This window comes from Streptomyces sp. NPDC057010 (genome assembly GCF_042673805.1).
GTDB lineage: Bacteria > Actinomycetota > Actinomycetes > Streptomycetales > Streptomycetaceae > Streptomyces.
In genome coordinates this window covers 1-13,432 of record NZ_JBHUSC010000027.1, presented here as the reverse complement: position 1 = coordinate 13,432, position 13,432 = coordinate 1, and the positions used below count along the sequence as shown (strand labels likewise).

The following is a 13,432-nucleotide window of genomic DNA, read 5'->3' as shown; positions in this document are numbered from 1 at the left end:
CTAACCCGGGGCCGCGTGAGCGCCGCGTGAGAAGGGCATCTCTTCCCGTGACGCCGACGAACCGGGAGGTTCCGCCGTGCACGGTTCCGCCATGTCCCCCTCAGTTTCCTCCGCCGTCTCCTCCTGGCTGCTGGTCCTGCTCTGTGCGGTGAGCGGCGCGTACTGTCTGCGGCAGGTGCGCAGAGCGGGCGGCGGGGCCGTCGGGGAGGCCGTGATGGGCTTCGGCATGGCGCTGATGGCGGTGCCCCTCCGGGGCGCCGGCGAGTGGCAGGCGCCCGCGCTCGCGGCGGTCTTCTGCGGCGCGGCCCTGCACGCCCTGTGGCTGCTGCGGGGCGGGGCGCACCACGCGCACCACCTGGTGGGCTCGCTGACGATGGTCTACATGTCCCTGATGGCGGCCTCCGGGCACGGGCACGAGGCCGGCCTGCCGCTGCTGACCGGCCTGCTGCTCCTCTATTACGCCGGGTACGTGGTCCTCGGCGGGGCCCGGCTGGTCACGGCGGGCGGAGCCGCCACCCGGCAGCAGCCGGACGGCCCCGGCGCACCGCGCGGATCCGGCGAGCTGTCCCGAGCGTGCCGACTGGCCATGGGAATCGGGATGTTGGCGATGCTGCTCACCATGTGAGGGCGTCGGCGACGTGTCCTGCGTCACCAATCCCGCGAGGCCGTACCCGCAGGTAGCCCGGCGCTCATAGGCTGGCGACCATGATGGTCCCCGCCGCTCTTCTGATGCTCGGCGCCCTGACCGCGGTGCTCGCCCCCCGCCTGCTGGCCCGGGCGCAATGGCCCGAGCGCGAACCGGTCGTCGCCCTGTGGGTGTGGCAGTGCGTGGTGGGGGCGGTGCTCCTGTGCCTCGGGCTGTCGATGCTGCTGAGCGCGGCCGCCGCCTGGCAGGCCGTACGGGGCCGGCTGTTCGCCGCCGCCCCGCGCGGGGTGGCCGACGCCTACGCCCTGGGCGCGGCCGGCGGGCCGTGGGCCGCGGGTACGGCCCTCGCGCTGGCGGGCGGCGCGCTGTGGACCGCGGCGCTGCTGGCCCGTGAGGTGCTGCGGACGCGGGCGGGCCGCCGTGCGCAGAGCGCCGAACTGCGGGAGCGGGCCCCGCTGCTGCCCGGGGAGGACCCGGCGGGCGCGCGGCTCGTCGTACTGGAGGGCCCGCGCTCCGAGTCGTGGTGGCTGCCGGGGCCCGCCCCGCAGCTGGTGGTGACGACGGCGGCGCTGGGCCGACTGAAGGGCAGTCAGCTCGATGCCGTACTGGCCCACGAGCAGGGGCACGCGGCGGCGCGGCACGACTGGCTGCTGCACTGCTCGCGGGCGCTGGCCGGCGGTTTCCCGCAGGTGCCCGTCTTCGCGGCGTTCGAGGCGCAGATGCACCGGCTCGTGGAGCTGGCCGCCGACGACGTGGCCTCGCGGCGGTACGGGCGGCTGACGATCGCGCTGGCGCTGGTCGGGCTGAACGAGGACCGCGGGGTGTTCGAGCCGTGCGCGCATCCGCAGTCCCACGTCCCGCAGCGGGTGCGGCGGCTGCTGTCGGCCCCGCCCCGGCTGCCGGCGGCCCACCGGCTCCGGCTGACGGCGCTGGCCACCCTGGTTCCGGCGATACCGCTGCTGGTGGCGTTCGTGCCGGCGCTCAGCGCCCTGGCGTAGCGCGCCCGGAGCGGGGGCGGCGCCCGGTGGTGCGAGGATCCCCCGTATGCGGAGCGATCACGGCGTGCGGTGGGCGGGCATCGGCTGCGCGCTGCTCGCGGCCGTCCTGACGGCGCTGGTGGTGGCGGGCTGGGGGCCGGTCCTCTCCTGCGACGACCGGGTCGCCCGGGATCTTCACGGCCATGCCGTCGCCCACCCCGGGGTCACCCACACCCTGCGGATCCTCACCGACTGGGTGTGGGACCCCTGGACGATGAGGCTCCTGGCCACCATCGCCTGCGTACGGCTGTGGTGGCTGGGGCAGCAGGAGCGGGCGGTGCGGGTGGCGCTGGCCACGCTGGGGGCCGCGGTGGTGCAGCAGGGGCTGAAGGCGCTGGTGGGGCGGCCGCGGCCGGTGTGGCCGGATCCGGTGGACTCGGCACTGTTCTCGGCCTATCCGTCGGGCCACGCCATGACGGCGACGGTGGTGTGCGGGCTACTGCTGTGGCTGCTCCCCCGGGACGCCCCGCGATGGGCCGTGCGGTCCGCCTGGGCCGCCGCGGCCGTGTCCGTGCTCGGGGTCGGCTTCACCCGGATCTATCTGGGCGTGCACTGGGTGTCGGACGTGGTCGCGGGCTGGCTGCTGGGCGTGGTCGTGGTGGCTCTCGCGACTTCCTGGCCCGCACCGCGGCACCGGTCCGGCCCGGCCGGACGATGAGGTTGTGGATGAGCCCGATCGGGCGTGCCTGCTCTGGGCGATCCCCCGTGTCACCCAGAGCAGGCGACCCCGTGCGCTGAGTATATTGGCTCGGAGCCAGTCAACGCAGCAGGAGTAAGCATGGTCCCGCGCAGCGCATCGGTCAATGAAGAATTGCGGAGACGTTCCCGGGAGCGGCTGCTCCAGGCCACGGTCGAACTCGTCGCCGAGCGCGGCTACGAGGCGACGACGCTCGGCGACATCGCCGACCGGGCGGGCGCGGCCCGCGGCCTGGTCTCGTACTACTTCCCGGGCAAGCGGCAGCTGCTCCAGTCCGCCGTGCACCGGTTGATGCACCTCAGGCTGGAGGCGGCGCTGGAGCGCGAGCCGCGCAGCGAGGACGGCCGCGAGCGGCTCGCGCGGGCGGTGGACGCGATCCTCGGGCTGGCGCGGGACGAGCCGCTGCTGATGCGGACCCACATGGCGGGCATCCTCACGGCCGAGGGGTTCGTGCAGTGCCCGGAACAGCAGCGGCTCGCCGAGCTGTTGCGGGACACCGTCACGCGGTACGGCTCGCCGGACGTGGACGCGGACTATCCGCTCCTGCGCGCCCTGCTGATGGGCGCGGTGGTGGCGGTCCTGCTGCCCGGTGCGCCCATGCCGCCGGCGCGGCTGCGGGCCGAGCTCTTCCAGCGTTACGGGCTGGACTGGGAGCTCGGCGTCCCGCCGCCCGGCGGGCCGCCCGCCGGAACGTTTCCCTCACCTCCCTAGGCCCCGGTGCCAGCCGGGGTCAGCCGGGGTCAGCGGTACTCGGGCTGGCTCTGCACGTTGAGCCGGTCCATCCACACCCACTTGGCGCTCTCGGTGCGCCAGTCGTCGAGCCTCAGCACGTCGAGGCCCTTGGTGATGTCGTTCGAGTAGATGTGCCCGTTGTAGTAGTAGGCCGACCAGGACCCGCCGAGCCCGATCTTGTCCGTGGTGAGCGGGCCGCGCTCGAAGTAGCCGATCTCCTTGGGGGCGGCGGAGTCGGTGAAGTCCCAGACGGAGACGCCGCCCTGGTACCAGGCCTGCACCATGATGTCGCGGCCGCCGCCGACCGGGACCAGCGAGCCGTTGTGGGCCACGCAGTTCTCGGTGTCGGCCTGGTGGCGCGGGATCTTGAAGTAGCTGCGGAAGACGAGCTTGCGCTGGTCACCGCGGCCGGTGATGTCGTAGATCCCGTCGGCGCCCCGGTTGGGGCCGGTGGCCTCGTTGCAGGTGGCGCCGACACCGCCGCCGAGTTCGTCGGTGAACACCACCTTGTCGGCCTGCTCGTTGAAGGTGGCCGAGTGCCAGAACGCGAAGTTCACGTTGTCCTGGACCCGGTCGATCACCCGGGGCTCCTCGGGCTTGCTGATGTCGAACAGGATGCCGTCGCCCATGCAGGCTCCGGCGGCCAGCTTCTTCGAAGGGAGCACGGTGATGTCGTGGCAGCCGGTGGTCTTGGAGACCCCGGGGTTGGTGGGGGCGCCCGGGTTGCCGCCGTCCGGGAAGAGGACCGGGAAGGCGACCACCGCGGCCTGCGTCGGGGCCTTCTTGGGGACCTTCACCACCGAGATGCCGTCGTGGGGCGGCTGGCAGTCGGGGAACGCCTCGTTCGGGGAGTACGAGGCGACGTAGAGGTAGATGTCGCGGCCGCCCGGCACCAGCGTGTGGGTGTGGGAGCCGCAGGCGGTCTCGACGGACTTGATGTACTTGGGGTTCTTCTTGTCCTTGATGTCGAAGATCTTGATGCCCTCCCACGAGGACTTCTCCGTCGCGGGCTGCGAGACGCTGTTGCAGGAGTCGTCGCTGCGCGAGGAGTCGGTGGAGAGGAAGAGCAGGTCGCCGTAGACGGAGATGTCGTTCTGGCCGCCGGGGCAGAGCACCTGGCTGACGGTCTTCGGTGCCTTCGGATTGGCGATGTCGTAGATCGTGAAGCCGTTGTAGCTGCCCGCGTAGGCGTACCGGCCCTGGAATGCCAGGTCGGAGTTGATGACGGCGGGGTCGGTGCTGGGGATGTTGGCCAGGGGTTTGATATTGGCGCTGTGCACGATCTCGTCCTGGCCGGGTATCTCGCCGGGTGCGAGTTCCCTGCCCTGGAGCGGGGCCGCGCTCTGCCGTTCGCCGCGGCCGGGCGATAAGTCACCCGGGTCCGGGGTGGCGGCGGCCGGTCCGGCCGCCAGAAGTGTGGTGAGGAGCCCGGCCGCCGCGGCGGCCACGCCCAGACTCCTGTTCCGCCCTCTTGTGGTGCGCAACGAGGTCATGTTGCCCTCCCATGGGAGTCCGATCGGTTCCGTTCGGGATGGGAGCGGAACCAGGACCCCGGCAGTATCTTCCTCTTCATGGACATGGCAAAAGCCCCCCGGCGTCATGAGGCCCCGGGGCGCCACCATCCCCTGGGGCGCCCCGCTGCCGTGAGGACCTGGCTTCGTCGATCCACCGGCGCGGCCGCGGCCGCCGCCCTCCTGCTCGCCCTCGCCGGCTGTGCATCGGACGGCGGGGCGGACCGGGCCGAGGACGGACGGGCCGTGGTCATCGCACCGGGCAGACCGGGCGAGAAGGCCCGCACCCTCAGCCCCGAGCAGGCCGCGCGGGAAACGCCCGACGACAGCCCCAACGCGGCCGACCACACGTACACACGGCACATGATCGAACACCACCGGCAGGCCCTGGCGATGAGCGCGCTCGCTCCCGAGCGGGCCGCGGCGGAGGGGGTCAAGCGCGTCGCGGAGCGGATCACGGCCGCCCAGCAGCCCGAGATCGGGGCGATGGAGAAGTGGCTGGCCCGCTATCCGCAGCCCCCCGCCGGATCCGGCGGCCACGACCACGGCGCGATGCCGGGCATGGCGACGGAGCAGCAGCTCAAAGAGCTGAAGGACGCCCGCGGCGCGGACTTCGACCGGCTCTTCCTGAAGCTGATGATCGCCCACCACGAGGGTGCGCTCACGATGGCCGGCACGGCGCTGGCCGAGGGCAACAACGTGATGGTCGAGGAAATGGCCAACGAGGTCGTGGCGACGCAGACCGCCGAGATCCACCGGATGCGCGCGATGGGCTGACGGCCGCCGGGGCCGGTGTCATGCTGGGAACACCTGCGGGAGGAGCTCCGCCGTGCTTCGTGTTGCCGTCGTCGGATCGGGCCCCAGCGGGGTCTACGCGGCCCAGACGCTGGTGCAGCAGCGTGAGGTGCCCGGGGTGCGGGTCGACGTACTGGACCGGCTGCCGGCACCGTACGGGCTCGTGCGGTACGGGGTCGCCCCGGACCACGAGAAGATCAAGTCGCTGCAGGGCAGCCTGCGCACCGTGCTGGAGGACGAGCGGATCCGCTTCCTCGGGAACGTCGAGGTCGGCGGGGAGCTGCTGCCCACGGAACGGCTGCTGGAGCTGTACCACGCGGTGATCTACTGCGTGGGGGCGGCGCGGGACCGGCTGCTGGGGATCCCGGGCGAGGAGCTGGCCGGGGTGCACTCGGCGACGGCCTTCGTGTCCTGGTACAGCGGCCACCCGGACGCGGTGGGCGAGACCTTCGACCTGCCCGGCGTGGACTCCGCGGTGGTGGTCGGCGCCGGCAACGTGGCCGTGGACGTGACGCGGATCCTGGCCCGCGGCGCGGCGGAACTCGCGCCGACCGACATGCCGCAGCCGGCGCTGGGCGCGCTCGCGGACAGCGGCGTGCGCCGGGTGGCGATGGTGGCCCGGCGCGGCCCCTCCCAGGGCAAGTTCACCACCAAGGAACTGCGGGAGCTGGGCACCCTGCCGGGGGTGGACGCCCGGACGGACGCCGCCGAGCTGGCCCTCGACCCCGTGTACGACGATCCGGGTGCGGCGGCGGCGCTGCCCGCGGTGGCCCGGCGCAACCTGGAGGTGCTGCGCGGCTGGGCCGAAGGAGGCCCGGGCGGTGCGGAACGCCACATCGACCTGCGGTTCTACCTGCGGCCGGTGGAGGTCCTGGGCGGGCCCGACGGCCGGGTGACGGGGATGCGCTTCGAGCGGACCGCCGCGGACGGCAGCGGCGGGGTCACCGGGACGGGCGTGTACGAGGACATCGGGGCGCAGTTGGTCCTGCGCTCGGTGGGATACAAGGGCGTCCCGCTCTCCGGACTGCCCTTCGACCCCGCCAAGGGCACGGTCCCGCACGCCGCGGGCCGGGTGCTGCGCGCGGGCCGGGCCTCGGTCGGCGAGTACGTCGCGGGCTGGATCAAGCGCGGCCCGACGGGCGTGATCGGCACGAACCGGCCCTGCGCCAAGGAGACCGCGTCCTCGCTGCTCCAGGACGCGGGGGCGCTGGCCCGGCGCGAGCTGCCCGGGGATCCGCTGGACGCGATGCAGGCGGCCGGCCTGGACCCGGTGCAGTGGCCGGGGTGGCTGGCCATCGAGACGGCCGAGGCCGATCTGGGGCGCTCGCTGGGCCGCCGCTCGGTGAAGATCCCGGACTGGGCCGGTCTGCGCGGCGCCGCGGGCCTCGCATAGGGTGGGCAACTCGTTCACGACCCAAGGGAGTTGACGATGGGAACGTCCTGGGGGCGGGGCACCGGCGCGGCGCTGGCGGCGGTGGCGTGCGCCGCGCTGCTGGCGGGCTGCACGGAGGAGGCCCGGGTGACGGCCGGCGTCGGCCCGACCGTGACGGCGACCGCCGCGCCGTCGGACGCCGCCGCGCTGGCCGAGCGCTACCGGGCCGCCGGCGGGGACGCGGACGTGTACGGCATCCAGCGGGAGCCCGGGCCGGAGGGCGTGCCGCTGCTGATCGTCCGCACGCGCAACGCGGACGCGAACGCCGCTCTCTTCGTCAGGCAGTCCGCCTCGATCACGTCCTACCTGTCGGGCAAGGAAGGCCTCTCGCTCAGCCGCGGCTACCTGATGGACGTCTTCGGCCCCGACGGGGCCCTGCTCCACCGGTGGGACGCGCGGCCCTAGGCCATGGCCCGGCCCGCGGCGAGGCGGGACTCTTCCGCGGCGGCGGCCGCGAGGACGCTGTCGAGCAGCCCGGGGAAGACGTCCTGGAGCTCCTCGCGGCGCAGGGTGTTGAACTTGGTGGTGCCGCGGTAGGTCTGGCGTACGACGCCGCTCTCGCGCAGGACCCGGAAGTGGTGGGTGGTCGTGGACTTGGTGACCGGCAGGTCGAAGGAGGAGCAGGCCAGTTCGGCCGAGGAGCCGGCCAGGTCCCGGACGATGGACAGCCGCACCGGGTCGGAGAGCGCGTGGAGCACGCCCTCCAGGCGGATCTCGCCCGCCTCGGGGTGGGGGAGGGCGCGGGCCGCGTCACGTTCCGTCATGTCCCTGCTCCACCCGCTCGGCTCGGTCCGTGCCCCCATCGTACGAGAACCGTCGCAGGACGGGCGGGGGCGGGTGCGGTGCGGCCCGGGCGCCGCGCGTGCCCGGGCCGCACCCGGGTCACCAGGACCGCTGGTACTGGCCGGGCACAGGGATCTCCGCGCCCAGTTCGGCGGCCGCGCGGCGGGCCCAGTACGGGTCGCGCAGCAGCTCGCGGCCCAGCAGGACGGCGTCGGCCTCGCCGTTGGCCAGGATCTTCTCGGCCTGCTCCGGTTCGGTGATCAGGCCGACCGCGGCCACGGGCAGGCTGGTCTCCGCCTTGACCCGTGCGGCGAACGGCACCTGGTAGCCGGGGCCGGCGGGGATCTTCGCATGCGGGGCGAGCCCGCCGGTGGACACGTCGAGCAGGTCCACCCCGTGCTCCTGGAGGAGCGGGGCCAGCCGGACCGTCTCGTCGGCGGTCCAGCCCTCCCCCTCCAGCCAGTCGGTGGCCGAGATCCGGAAGAACAGCGGGAGTTCCTCGGGCCACACCTCCCGTACGGCGTCCACGACTTCGAGCGCGAAGCGGGTGCGGTTCTCGAAGGAGCCGCCGTACTCGTCGGTGCGCTTGTTGCTGTGCGGGGAGAGGAACTCCCCGATCAGGTACCCGTGGGCGCCGTGGATCTCGAGGACCTCGTAGCCCGCGGCGAGCGCACGCCGGGCCGCCGCGGCGAACTGGCCGACGATCTCGCGGATTTCACCGGTCGTCAGCTCGTGGGGCACGGGGTGGCCCTCGGCGAACGGCACGGCGCTCGGCGCGGCAGGCTGCCAGCCGTGCGCCTCGGGCCCGACCGGTGCGCCGCCCTTCCAGGGCTGATCGGTGGAGGCCTTGCGGCCGGCGTGTGCGATCTGGATGCCGGGGACGGCGCCCCGGGCCTTGACGAAGGAGGTGATCCGGCGCAGCGCCTCGACCTGGGTGTCGTTCCAGATGCCGAGGTCGTAGGGGGTGATGCGGCCTTCGGGGGAGACGGCGGTGGCCTCCTGGACGATCAGGCCCGTGCCGCCGACGGCGCGGGCGGCGTAGTGCGCGAAGTGCCACTCGTTGGCCACGCCCGCGTCCGGGCCGAAGGCCTCGGCGCTGTACTGGCACATCGCGGCCATCCACACGCGGTTCGGGATCGTGACCGAGCGGAGGGTGTAGGGAGCGAACAGGGCTGCGAAAGCGGCGGGGGCGGCAGGGGCGGCACTCATCAGGGCTCTCCAGACATCACCGGGCGCGCCGGGGATCGGCGGCTAAGTACGAGGAACACCGTACTACGAAATCTCTCGTACTACGAGACCTCTCGTACTAGCGCGTCCAGCTCGGCGCGCAGCGCTCCGGCCAGAGCGGGCAGGTCCGGGACGGCGGCCGCGTCGGCGACCAGGCCGTAGTGGACGGTGCCCTTGTACGTGGAGACCGCGACGGCCAGGGACTGGCCGGCGGCCAGCGGGGCGAGCGGGTAGACCTCGCGGACCCGGCTCCCGCCGAGCGAGAAGGTGAGGCCCGGCAGCGGGACGCTGGTGACGAGGATGTCGAAGAGCAGCCGGGCGGCCTGGGCGACGAGCGGGCCGCCGAGGCGGTGGCCGAGCGGGTGGACGTGGTCGGCGAGGAGGGCGACGGCCCCGGCACCGCGGGCGGGGCCGGCGTCCTTGTTGCGGTCCATGGCGACCCGGACGCGGTCCAGGCGGCGCAGCGGGTCGGGCTCGGCGAGCGGGAGGCGCAGCAGGTATCCGGAGAGCCGGTTCCCGGCGCCCGCGGCTCCGCCGGGCCCGCGGCGACGGGAGACGGGGATCAGCGCGCGCGGTCCGGCGCCTCGGGGCTCGGGGTCGCCCCGGCCGGCCAGCCAGCGCCGCAGCGCCCCCGCGACCAGGGCGATCAGTACGTCGTTGACGGTGCCCCCGGCACCCTTGCGGACCAGGTTGACCTCGTCCAGGTCGAGGGTGAGGCCCGCGACCGTACGGGTTCCCGGGCGGTCGGGGTGACCGGTGAGCGCGGCGGGCACACCGAGGGGCAGTCCGGCGCGGGCCACGGCGGCGCCGATCTCCAGCGCCTGCCCGACGTCCTGGACCCGGGCGGCGAGCGCCCCGGGCAGGCGGCGCAGGGCGGACCCGGCCCGCTGCTCGGCCGCGGGGCGCGGCTCCGGGGCGGGTCGTTCGGGGGCCGTCCGCAGGGCCGGGCCCTCGTCGAACAGCGCCGCGGCCAGCGCGAGCGCGCCCAGGCCGTCCGCGAGGGCGTGGTGGAACTTGAACAGGACCGCGAAGGAGTCCGGGTCGGGCCCGGCCAGCACGTGCGCCTCCCAGGGCGGCAGCTCGCGGTCGAGGGGCCGGGCCATGAGGGGGCCGGCGGCGGTGTGCGGATCGGCCGAGTCCGTCCGTACGAGGAACACGTGGCGCGCCGGGTCGAAGTGCGGGTCCGGCGACCAGGCGGCCGCGCCGACGGGCAGCAGGACGTCGCGGATCCGGCGGCGCAGGCCCGGCACGGCGGCGCAGCGGGCGGTGAGCAGGTCGGCGGCGTGCTCGGCGGCCGCGGTTCCGGCGCAGGCTCCGGCGGCGGTGAAGACGGCGAGGGCGCCCAGGTGCATGGGGTGGGCGGCGGATTCGATCCGCCAGAAGGCGAGGTCGAGCGGGGACAGGTGCTCGGTGGCCACGTGGGTCCTCTCGCATGCGGCGGCAGTGGCCTGAAGTCAACCTATTGCGAACGCTCGTATGCAAGTAGTGAGGATTTCCGGAAGGTAAATGAAGGTAAACGATCTGTATCGATCGGCGGCTCAGCGCCCTCGTTGCGCCCCCAGGGCCGCTGTCGGTGGGCGGGTGCAGACTGGCCGGAAAAGCCGGAGACACGTGGACGACGAAGTCCGGAGGTGCCGGCCATGGCCGACGTACTGCTGCTCGTGGGGACCCGCAAGGGATTGTTCATCGGCCGCCGCCGGGGCGACGGCCCCTGGGAGTTCGAGGGGCCCCATTTCAACGCCCAGGCCGTCTATGCGGCCGCCGTCGACCGGCGGGGCCCGGCACCCCGGCTGCTGGTCGGCGCGGACAGCCTGCACTGGGGCCCGTCCGTCTTCAGCTCGGACGACCTCGGGGCCACCTGGCGGGAGCCGGCCGCGGCGGCGGTGAAGTTCCCCAAGGACACCGGCGCCTCGCTGGAGCGGGTCTGGCAGCTCCAGCCGGCCGGCCCGGAGGCCCCGGACGTGGTGTATGCGGGGACGGAGCCCGCGGCACTGTTCCGCTCGGTGGACCGCGGTGAGTCCTTCGAGCTGGTCCGCCCGCTGTGGGAGCACCCGAGCCGCTCCCGGTGGGTGCCGGGCGGCGGCGGTGAGGGGCTGCACACGGTGATCACCGACCCCCGCGACCCGGACACGGTGACCGTGGCCGTCTCCACCGCCGGGGTGTTCCGGACGGAGGACGGCGGCGCCAGCTGGACCCCCTCCAACGAGGGCGTCTCGGCGGTCTTCCTGCCCGATCCGCACCCCGAGTACGGCCAGTGCGTGCACAAGATCGCCCGTGACGCCGGGGACACGGACCGGCTGTACCTGCAGAACCACTGGGGCGTCTACCGCAGCGACGACGCGGGCACCCGGTGGACGGACATCGGCGGCGGGCTGCCCTCCGACTTCGGCTTCGCGGTCGCCGCCCACCCCCACCGGCCCGACACCGCCTACGTCTTCCCCCTCAACGCCGACTCCGACCGGGTCCCGGCCGGGCACCGCTGCCGGGTCTTCCGCACCCGGGACGCGGGCGAAACCTGGGAACCGCTCTCGAAGGGGCTGCCCGCCGGGGACCACTACGGCACGGTCCTGCGCGACGCCCTGTGCACCGACGACGCGGATCCGGCGGGCGTCTACTTCGGCAACCGCAACGGCGAGCTGTACGCCAGCCACGACGACGGCGAGAGCTGGCAGCTGCTGGCCGAGCACCTGCCCGACGTCCTGTGCGTGCGGGCGGCGACGATCGGCCAGTAGAGTGATCCACCGTGGCAGCACGACCGTTGAACGAGATCGTCGAGCCGGGCTGGGCCCGTGCTCTGGAGCCGGTGGCGGGGCAGATCGCCGCGATGGGCGACTTCCTGCGCGCGGAGATCTCGGCGGGGCGGACCTACGTCCCCGCCGGGGCCAACGTGCTGCGCGCCTTCCAGCAGCCCTTCGACGAGGTCAAGGTCCTCATCGTCGGCCAGGACCCCTACCCGACCCCGGGGCACGCGGTCGGCCTGTCGTTCTCCGTGGCCCCGGACGTCCGGCCGGTCCCACCGAGCCTCGACAACATCTTCCTGGAGATGCACCGGGACATCGGCACCGGCCGCCCCGCGAACGGCGACCTCACCCCGTGGACCCGGCAGGGCGTGCTGCTGCTCAACCGGTCGCTGACGACCGCGCCCCGCCGGTCGAACGCGCACCAGGGCAAGGGCTGGGAAGCCGTCACCGACCAGGCCATCCGGGCGCTTGCCGCGCGCGGCAAGCCGCTGGTCTCCATCCTGTGGGGCCGGGCGGCCCGCAACTTGCGGCCGCTGCTCGGCGACCTGCCGGTGGTGGAGTCCTCCCACCCCTCCCCCAAGTCCGCCGACTACGGGTTCTTCGGCTCCCGGCCCTTCAGCCGGACGAACGACCTGCTGGTGGGCCAGGGTTCACAGCCTGTGGACTGGCGCTTGCCGTCCGTCAGTTGACGGTATCTGCTATTCACCGGATAAATACGGACAGATGCCCCGCGATATGGCCCTGCCCGAACACCCTGTTCCGATAAGCCAGTAGCATGCGGCGCCATGAGCTCCCCCACTGGGCCCGCAAACGGCCTGCCCGTACGAATGCCGCGACCCCGCCAGACCGGACGGCACCGCCGGCCCGAGCCCGCGGCGGCGCCCGAGGGCGCGCCCGCGCTGGTGCTCGCCGTGCCCGGTGCGCCCTCGTCCGCCTCGCGGGGGCTGGCGGAAGAGGTCCTCAGCCTTGGCCGTTCCGAGCTTCCGGGCCTCGACGCCCGGATCGGTTTCCTCGAGGGTGACGACGACTCCGAGTTCCCGTCGCTGTCCGGCGTGCTGACCGCCGTCGCGACCGAGCGCGCCGCGCGTGCGGAGTTCGCCCGCGCCGCCGGCCACGAAGTGCCCGCGCCGACCGGCCCCGACGCCGTGGTCGTGCCCCTGCTGGCCGGCCCGGACGGCGATCTGCTGCGCCGGGTCCGCCAGGCGCTGATGGACTCCACGGCCGCCGCCGAGCTGGCCGACGTACTCGGCCCGCACCCGCTGCTCGCCGAGGGCCTGCACGTGCGGCTGTCGGAGGCGGGCCTGGCCCGCGCCGACCGCGCGCGGCTGTTCACCGTGACCACCGCCGCCGACGGCATCGTGCTGGCCACCACCGGTGGCGAGGAGGCCGTGCAGGCCGCCGGGATCACCGGCATGCTGCTCGCCGCCCGGCTCGCCGTGCCCGTCAAGGCGGCCGCGCTCGACGAGGAGGGCTCGGTGGCCGCCGTCGCCGAGCAGCTGCGCCGCGAGGGCTCCACGCAGCTCGCGCTCGCCCCGTACCTGATCGGCCCGGAGGCCGCCGAGGGGCTGCTGGACACCGCGTGCAAGGAGGCCGACTGCGCCGCCGCCGAGGTGCTCGGCGCCTACGGTGCGCTCGGGAAGCTGGCCGTCGCGCAGTACTCCGCGGCGCTCGGGATCACCCAGGGCGCCTCGGCGCACTGACCTGCCCGTCACGCGTCCCACGCGGCGAGGGCCCGCCCCCCCGGACAACCGGGTGGGGCGCCCGCGCCCCTTGCTCGCCGGGGGTAAGCCGAAGACGCCCCAGGTGGCGGCCCGTACGGGCCCCGCGCCGG

General features: G+C 74.1%; 14 protein-coding genes. 10 read left to right on the top strand and 4 right to left on the bottom strand.

What is annotated here, in order from left to right; translation table 11 throughout:
• Window positions 1-91 precede the first annotated feature (91 nt).
• The 4 genes from ACFTXQ_RS22140 to ACFTXQ_RS22125 all read left to right on the top strand — a co-directional run bounded on the left by ACFTXQ_RS22140 (window position 92) and on the right by ACFTXQ_RS22125 (window position 3,091).
• Window positions 92-625, top strand: a complete 534-nt coding sequence (locus ACFTXQ_RS22140) for a DUF5134 domain-containing protein (protein WP_382643276.1) — start codon at window positions 92-94, stop codon at window positions 623-625.
• A gap of 80 nt (window positions 626-705) precedes the next feature.
• Window positions 706-1,644: a M56 family metallopeptidase gene (locus ACFTXQ_RS22135; RefSeq protein ID WP_382643274.1), complete on the top strand. Its 939-nt coding sequence runs from the start codon at window positions 706-708 to the stop codon at window positions 1,642-1,644.
• Window positions 1,645-1,690: 46 nt separating this feature from the next.
• The gene (locus ACFTXQ_RS22130; protein ID WP_382643272.1) at window positions 1,691-2,341 is read left to right on the top strand and encodes a phosphatase PAP2 family protein; all 651 of its coding nucleotides are present in this window, start codon (window positions 1,691-1,693) and stop codon (window positions 2,339-2,341) included.
• Window positions 2,342-2,461: 120 nt separating this feature from the next.
• Complete coding sequence (locus ACFTXQ_RS22125; RefSeq protein ID WP_382643270.1) at window positions 2,462-3,091, top strand: TetR/AcrR family transcriptional regulator; 630 nt, start codon at window positions 2,462-2,464, stop codon at window positions 3,089-3,091.
• Window positions 3,092-3,120: 29 nt separating this feature from the next.
• On the opposite strand, the gene ACFTXQ_RS22120 is transcribed toward ACFTXQ_RS22125, so the two are convergent.
• Complete coding sequence (locus tag ACFTXQ_RS22120; RefSeq protein WP_382643268.1) at window positions 3,121-4,605, bottom strand: LVIVD repeat-containing protein; 1,485 nt, start codon at window positions 4,603-4,605, stop codon at window positions 3,121-3,123.
• Window positions 4,606-4,755: 150 nt separating this feature from the next.
• On the opposite strand from ACFTXQ_RS22120, the gene ACFTXQ_RS22115 reads away from it, so the two are divergent.
• The 3 genes from ACFTXQ_RS22115 to ACFTXQ_RS22105 are packed head-to-tail and all read left to right on the top strand — an operon-like array spanning window position 4,756 to window position 7,255.
• Window positions 4,756-5,400 (top strand): DUF305 domain-containing protein, encoded by a 645-nt coding sequence (locus ACFTXQ_RS22115; protein ID WP_382643266.1) that lies wholly within the window; start codon window positions 4,756-4,758, stop codon window positions 5,398-5,400.
• Window positions 5,401-5,452: 52 nt separating this feature from the next.
• Window positions 5,453-6,811, top strand: coding sequence for an FAD-dependent oxidoreductase (locus ACFTXQ_RS22110; RefSeq protein WP_382643264.1), 1,359 nt, complete (start codon window positions 5,453-5,455; stop codon window positions 6,809-6,811).
• Window positions 6,812-6,847: 36 nt separating this feature from the next.
• Window positions 6,848-7,255, top strand: coding sequence for a hypothetical protein (locus ACFTXQ_RS22105; RefSeq protein WP_382643262.1), 408 nt, complete (start codon window positions 6,848-6,850; stop codon window positions 7,253-7,255).
• Here the strand turns inward: ACFTXQ_RS22105 and ACFTXQ_RS22100 are convergent.
• The 3 genes from ACFTXQ_RS22100 to ACFTXQ_RS22090 form a co-directional block, all read right to left on the bottom strand.
• Window positions 7,252-7,614: an ArsR/SmtB family transcription factor gene (locus tag ACFTXQ_RS22100; protein WP_382643260.1), complete on the bottom strand. Its 363-nt coding sequence runs from the start codon at window positions 7,612-7,614 to the stop codon at window positions 7,252-7,254. The genes ACFTXQ_RS22105 and ACFTXQ_RS22100 overlap by 4 nt on opposite strands.
• Before the next feature lie 118 nt (window positions 7,615-7,732).
• Window positions 7,733-8,842, bottom strand: a complete 1,110-nt coding sequence (locus ACFTXQ_RS22095) for an NADH:flavin oxidoreductase/NADH oxidase (protein WP_382643258.1) — start codon at window positions 8,840-8,842, stop codon at window positions 7,733-7,735.
• An 80-nt stretch (window positions 8,843-8,922) separates the two neighbouring features.
• A complete protein-coding gene (locus ACFTXQ_RS22090; RefSeq protein ID WP_382643256.1) occupies window positions 8,923-10,278 on the bottom strand; it encodes a wax ester/triacylglycerol synthase family O-acyltransferase in 1,356 nt (451 codons plus the stop codon).
• 222 nt (window positions 10,279-10,500) lie between these two features.
• Between ACFTXQ_RS22090 and ACFTXQ_RS22085 the strand changes: the two genes are divergently transcribed.
• The 3 genes from ACFTXQ_RS22085 (at window position 10,501) to ACFTXQ_RS22075 (ending at window position 13,301) form a co-directional block, all read left to right on the top strand.
• A complete protein-coding gene (locus ACFTXQ_RS22085; RefSeq protein WP_382643254.1) occupies window positions 10,501-11,592 on the top strand; it encodes a WD40/YVTN/BNR-like repeat-containing protein in 1,092 nt (363 codons plus the stop codon).
• An 11-nt stretch (window positions 11,593-11,603) separates the two neighbouring features.
• Window positions 11,604-12,290: a uracil-DNA glycosylase gene (locus ACFTXQ_RS22080; protein WP_382643252.1), complete on the top strand. Its 687-nt coding sequence runs from the start codon at window positions 11,604-11,606 to the stop codon at window positions 12,288-12,290.
• A 96-nt stretch (window positions 12,291-12,386) separates the two neighbouring features.
• Window positions 12,387-13,301, top strand: a complete 915-nt coding sequence (locus ACFTXQ_RS22075) for a sirohydrochlorin chelatase (protein WP_382643250.1) — start codon at window positions 12,387-12,389, stop codon at window positions 13,299-13,301.
• Window positions 13,302-13,432 lie beyond the last annotated feature (131 nt).

Bases quoted from the DNA above. Each gene is read 5' to 3' on its own strand.
- ACFTXQ_RS22140 (WP_382643276.1), top strand. From the start codon at position 92: ATGTCCCCCTCAGTTTCCTCCGCCGTCTCCTCCTGGCTGCTGGTCCTG.
- ACFTXQ_RS22135 (WP_382643274.1), top strand. From the start codon at position 706: ATGATGGTCCCCGCCGCTCTTCTGATGCTCGGCGCCCTGACCGCGGTG.
- ACFTXQ_RS22130 (WP_382643272.1), top strand. From the start codon at position 1,691: ATGCGGAGCGATCACGGCGTGCGGTGGGCGGGCATCGGCTGCGCGCTG.
- ACFTXQ_RS22125 (WP_382643270.1), top strand. From the start codon at position 2,462: ATGGTCCCGCGCAGCGCATCGGTCAATGAAGAATTGCGGAGACGTTCC.
- ACFTXQ_RS22120 (WP_382643268.1), bottom strand. From the start codon at position 4,605: ATGACCTCGTTGCGCACCACAAGAGGGCGGAACAGGAGTCTGGGCGTG.
- ACFTXQ_RS22105 (WP_382643262.1), top strand. From the start codon at position 6,848: ATGGGAACGTCCTGGGGGCGGGGCACCGGCGCGGCGCTGGCGGCGGTG.
- ACFTXQ_RS22100 (WP_382643260.1), bottom strand. From the start codon at position 7,614: ATGACGGAACGTGACGCGGCCCGCGCCCTCCCCCACCCCGAGGCGGGC.
- ACFTXQ_RS22095 (WP_382643258.1), bottom strand. From the start codon at position 8,842: ATGAGTGCCGCCCCTGCCGCCCCCGCCGCTTTCGCAGCCCTGTTCGCT.
- ACFTXQ_RS22085 (WP_382643254.1), top strand. From the start codon at position 10,501: ATGGCCGACGTACTGCTGCTCGTGGGGACCCGCAAGGGATTGTTCATC.
- ACFTXQ_RS22075 (WP_382643250.1), top strand. From the start codon at position 12,387: ATGAGCTCCCCCACTGGGCCCGCAAACGGCCTGCCCGTACGAATGCCG.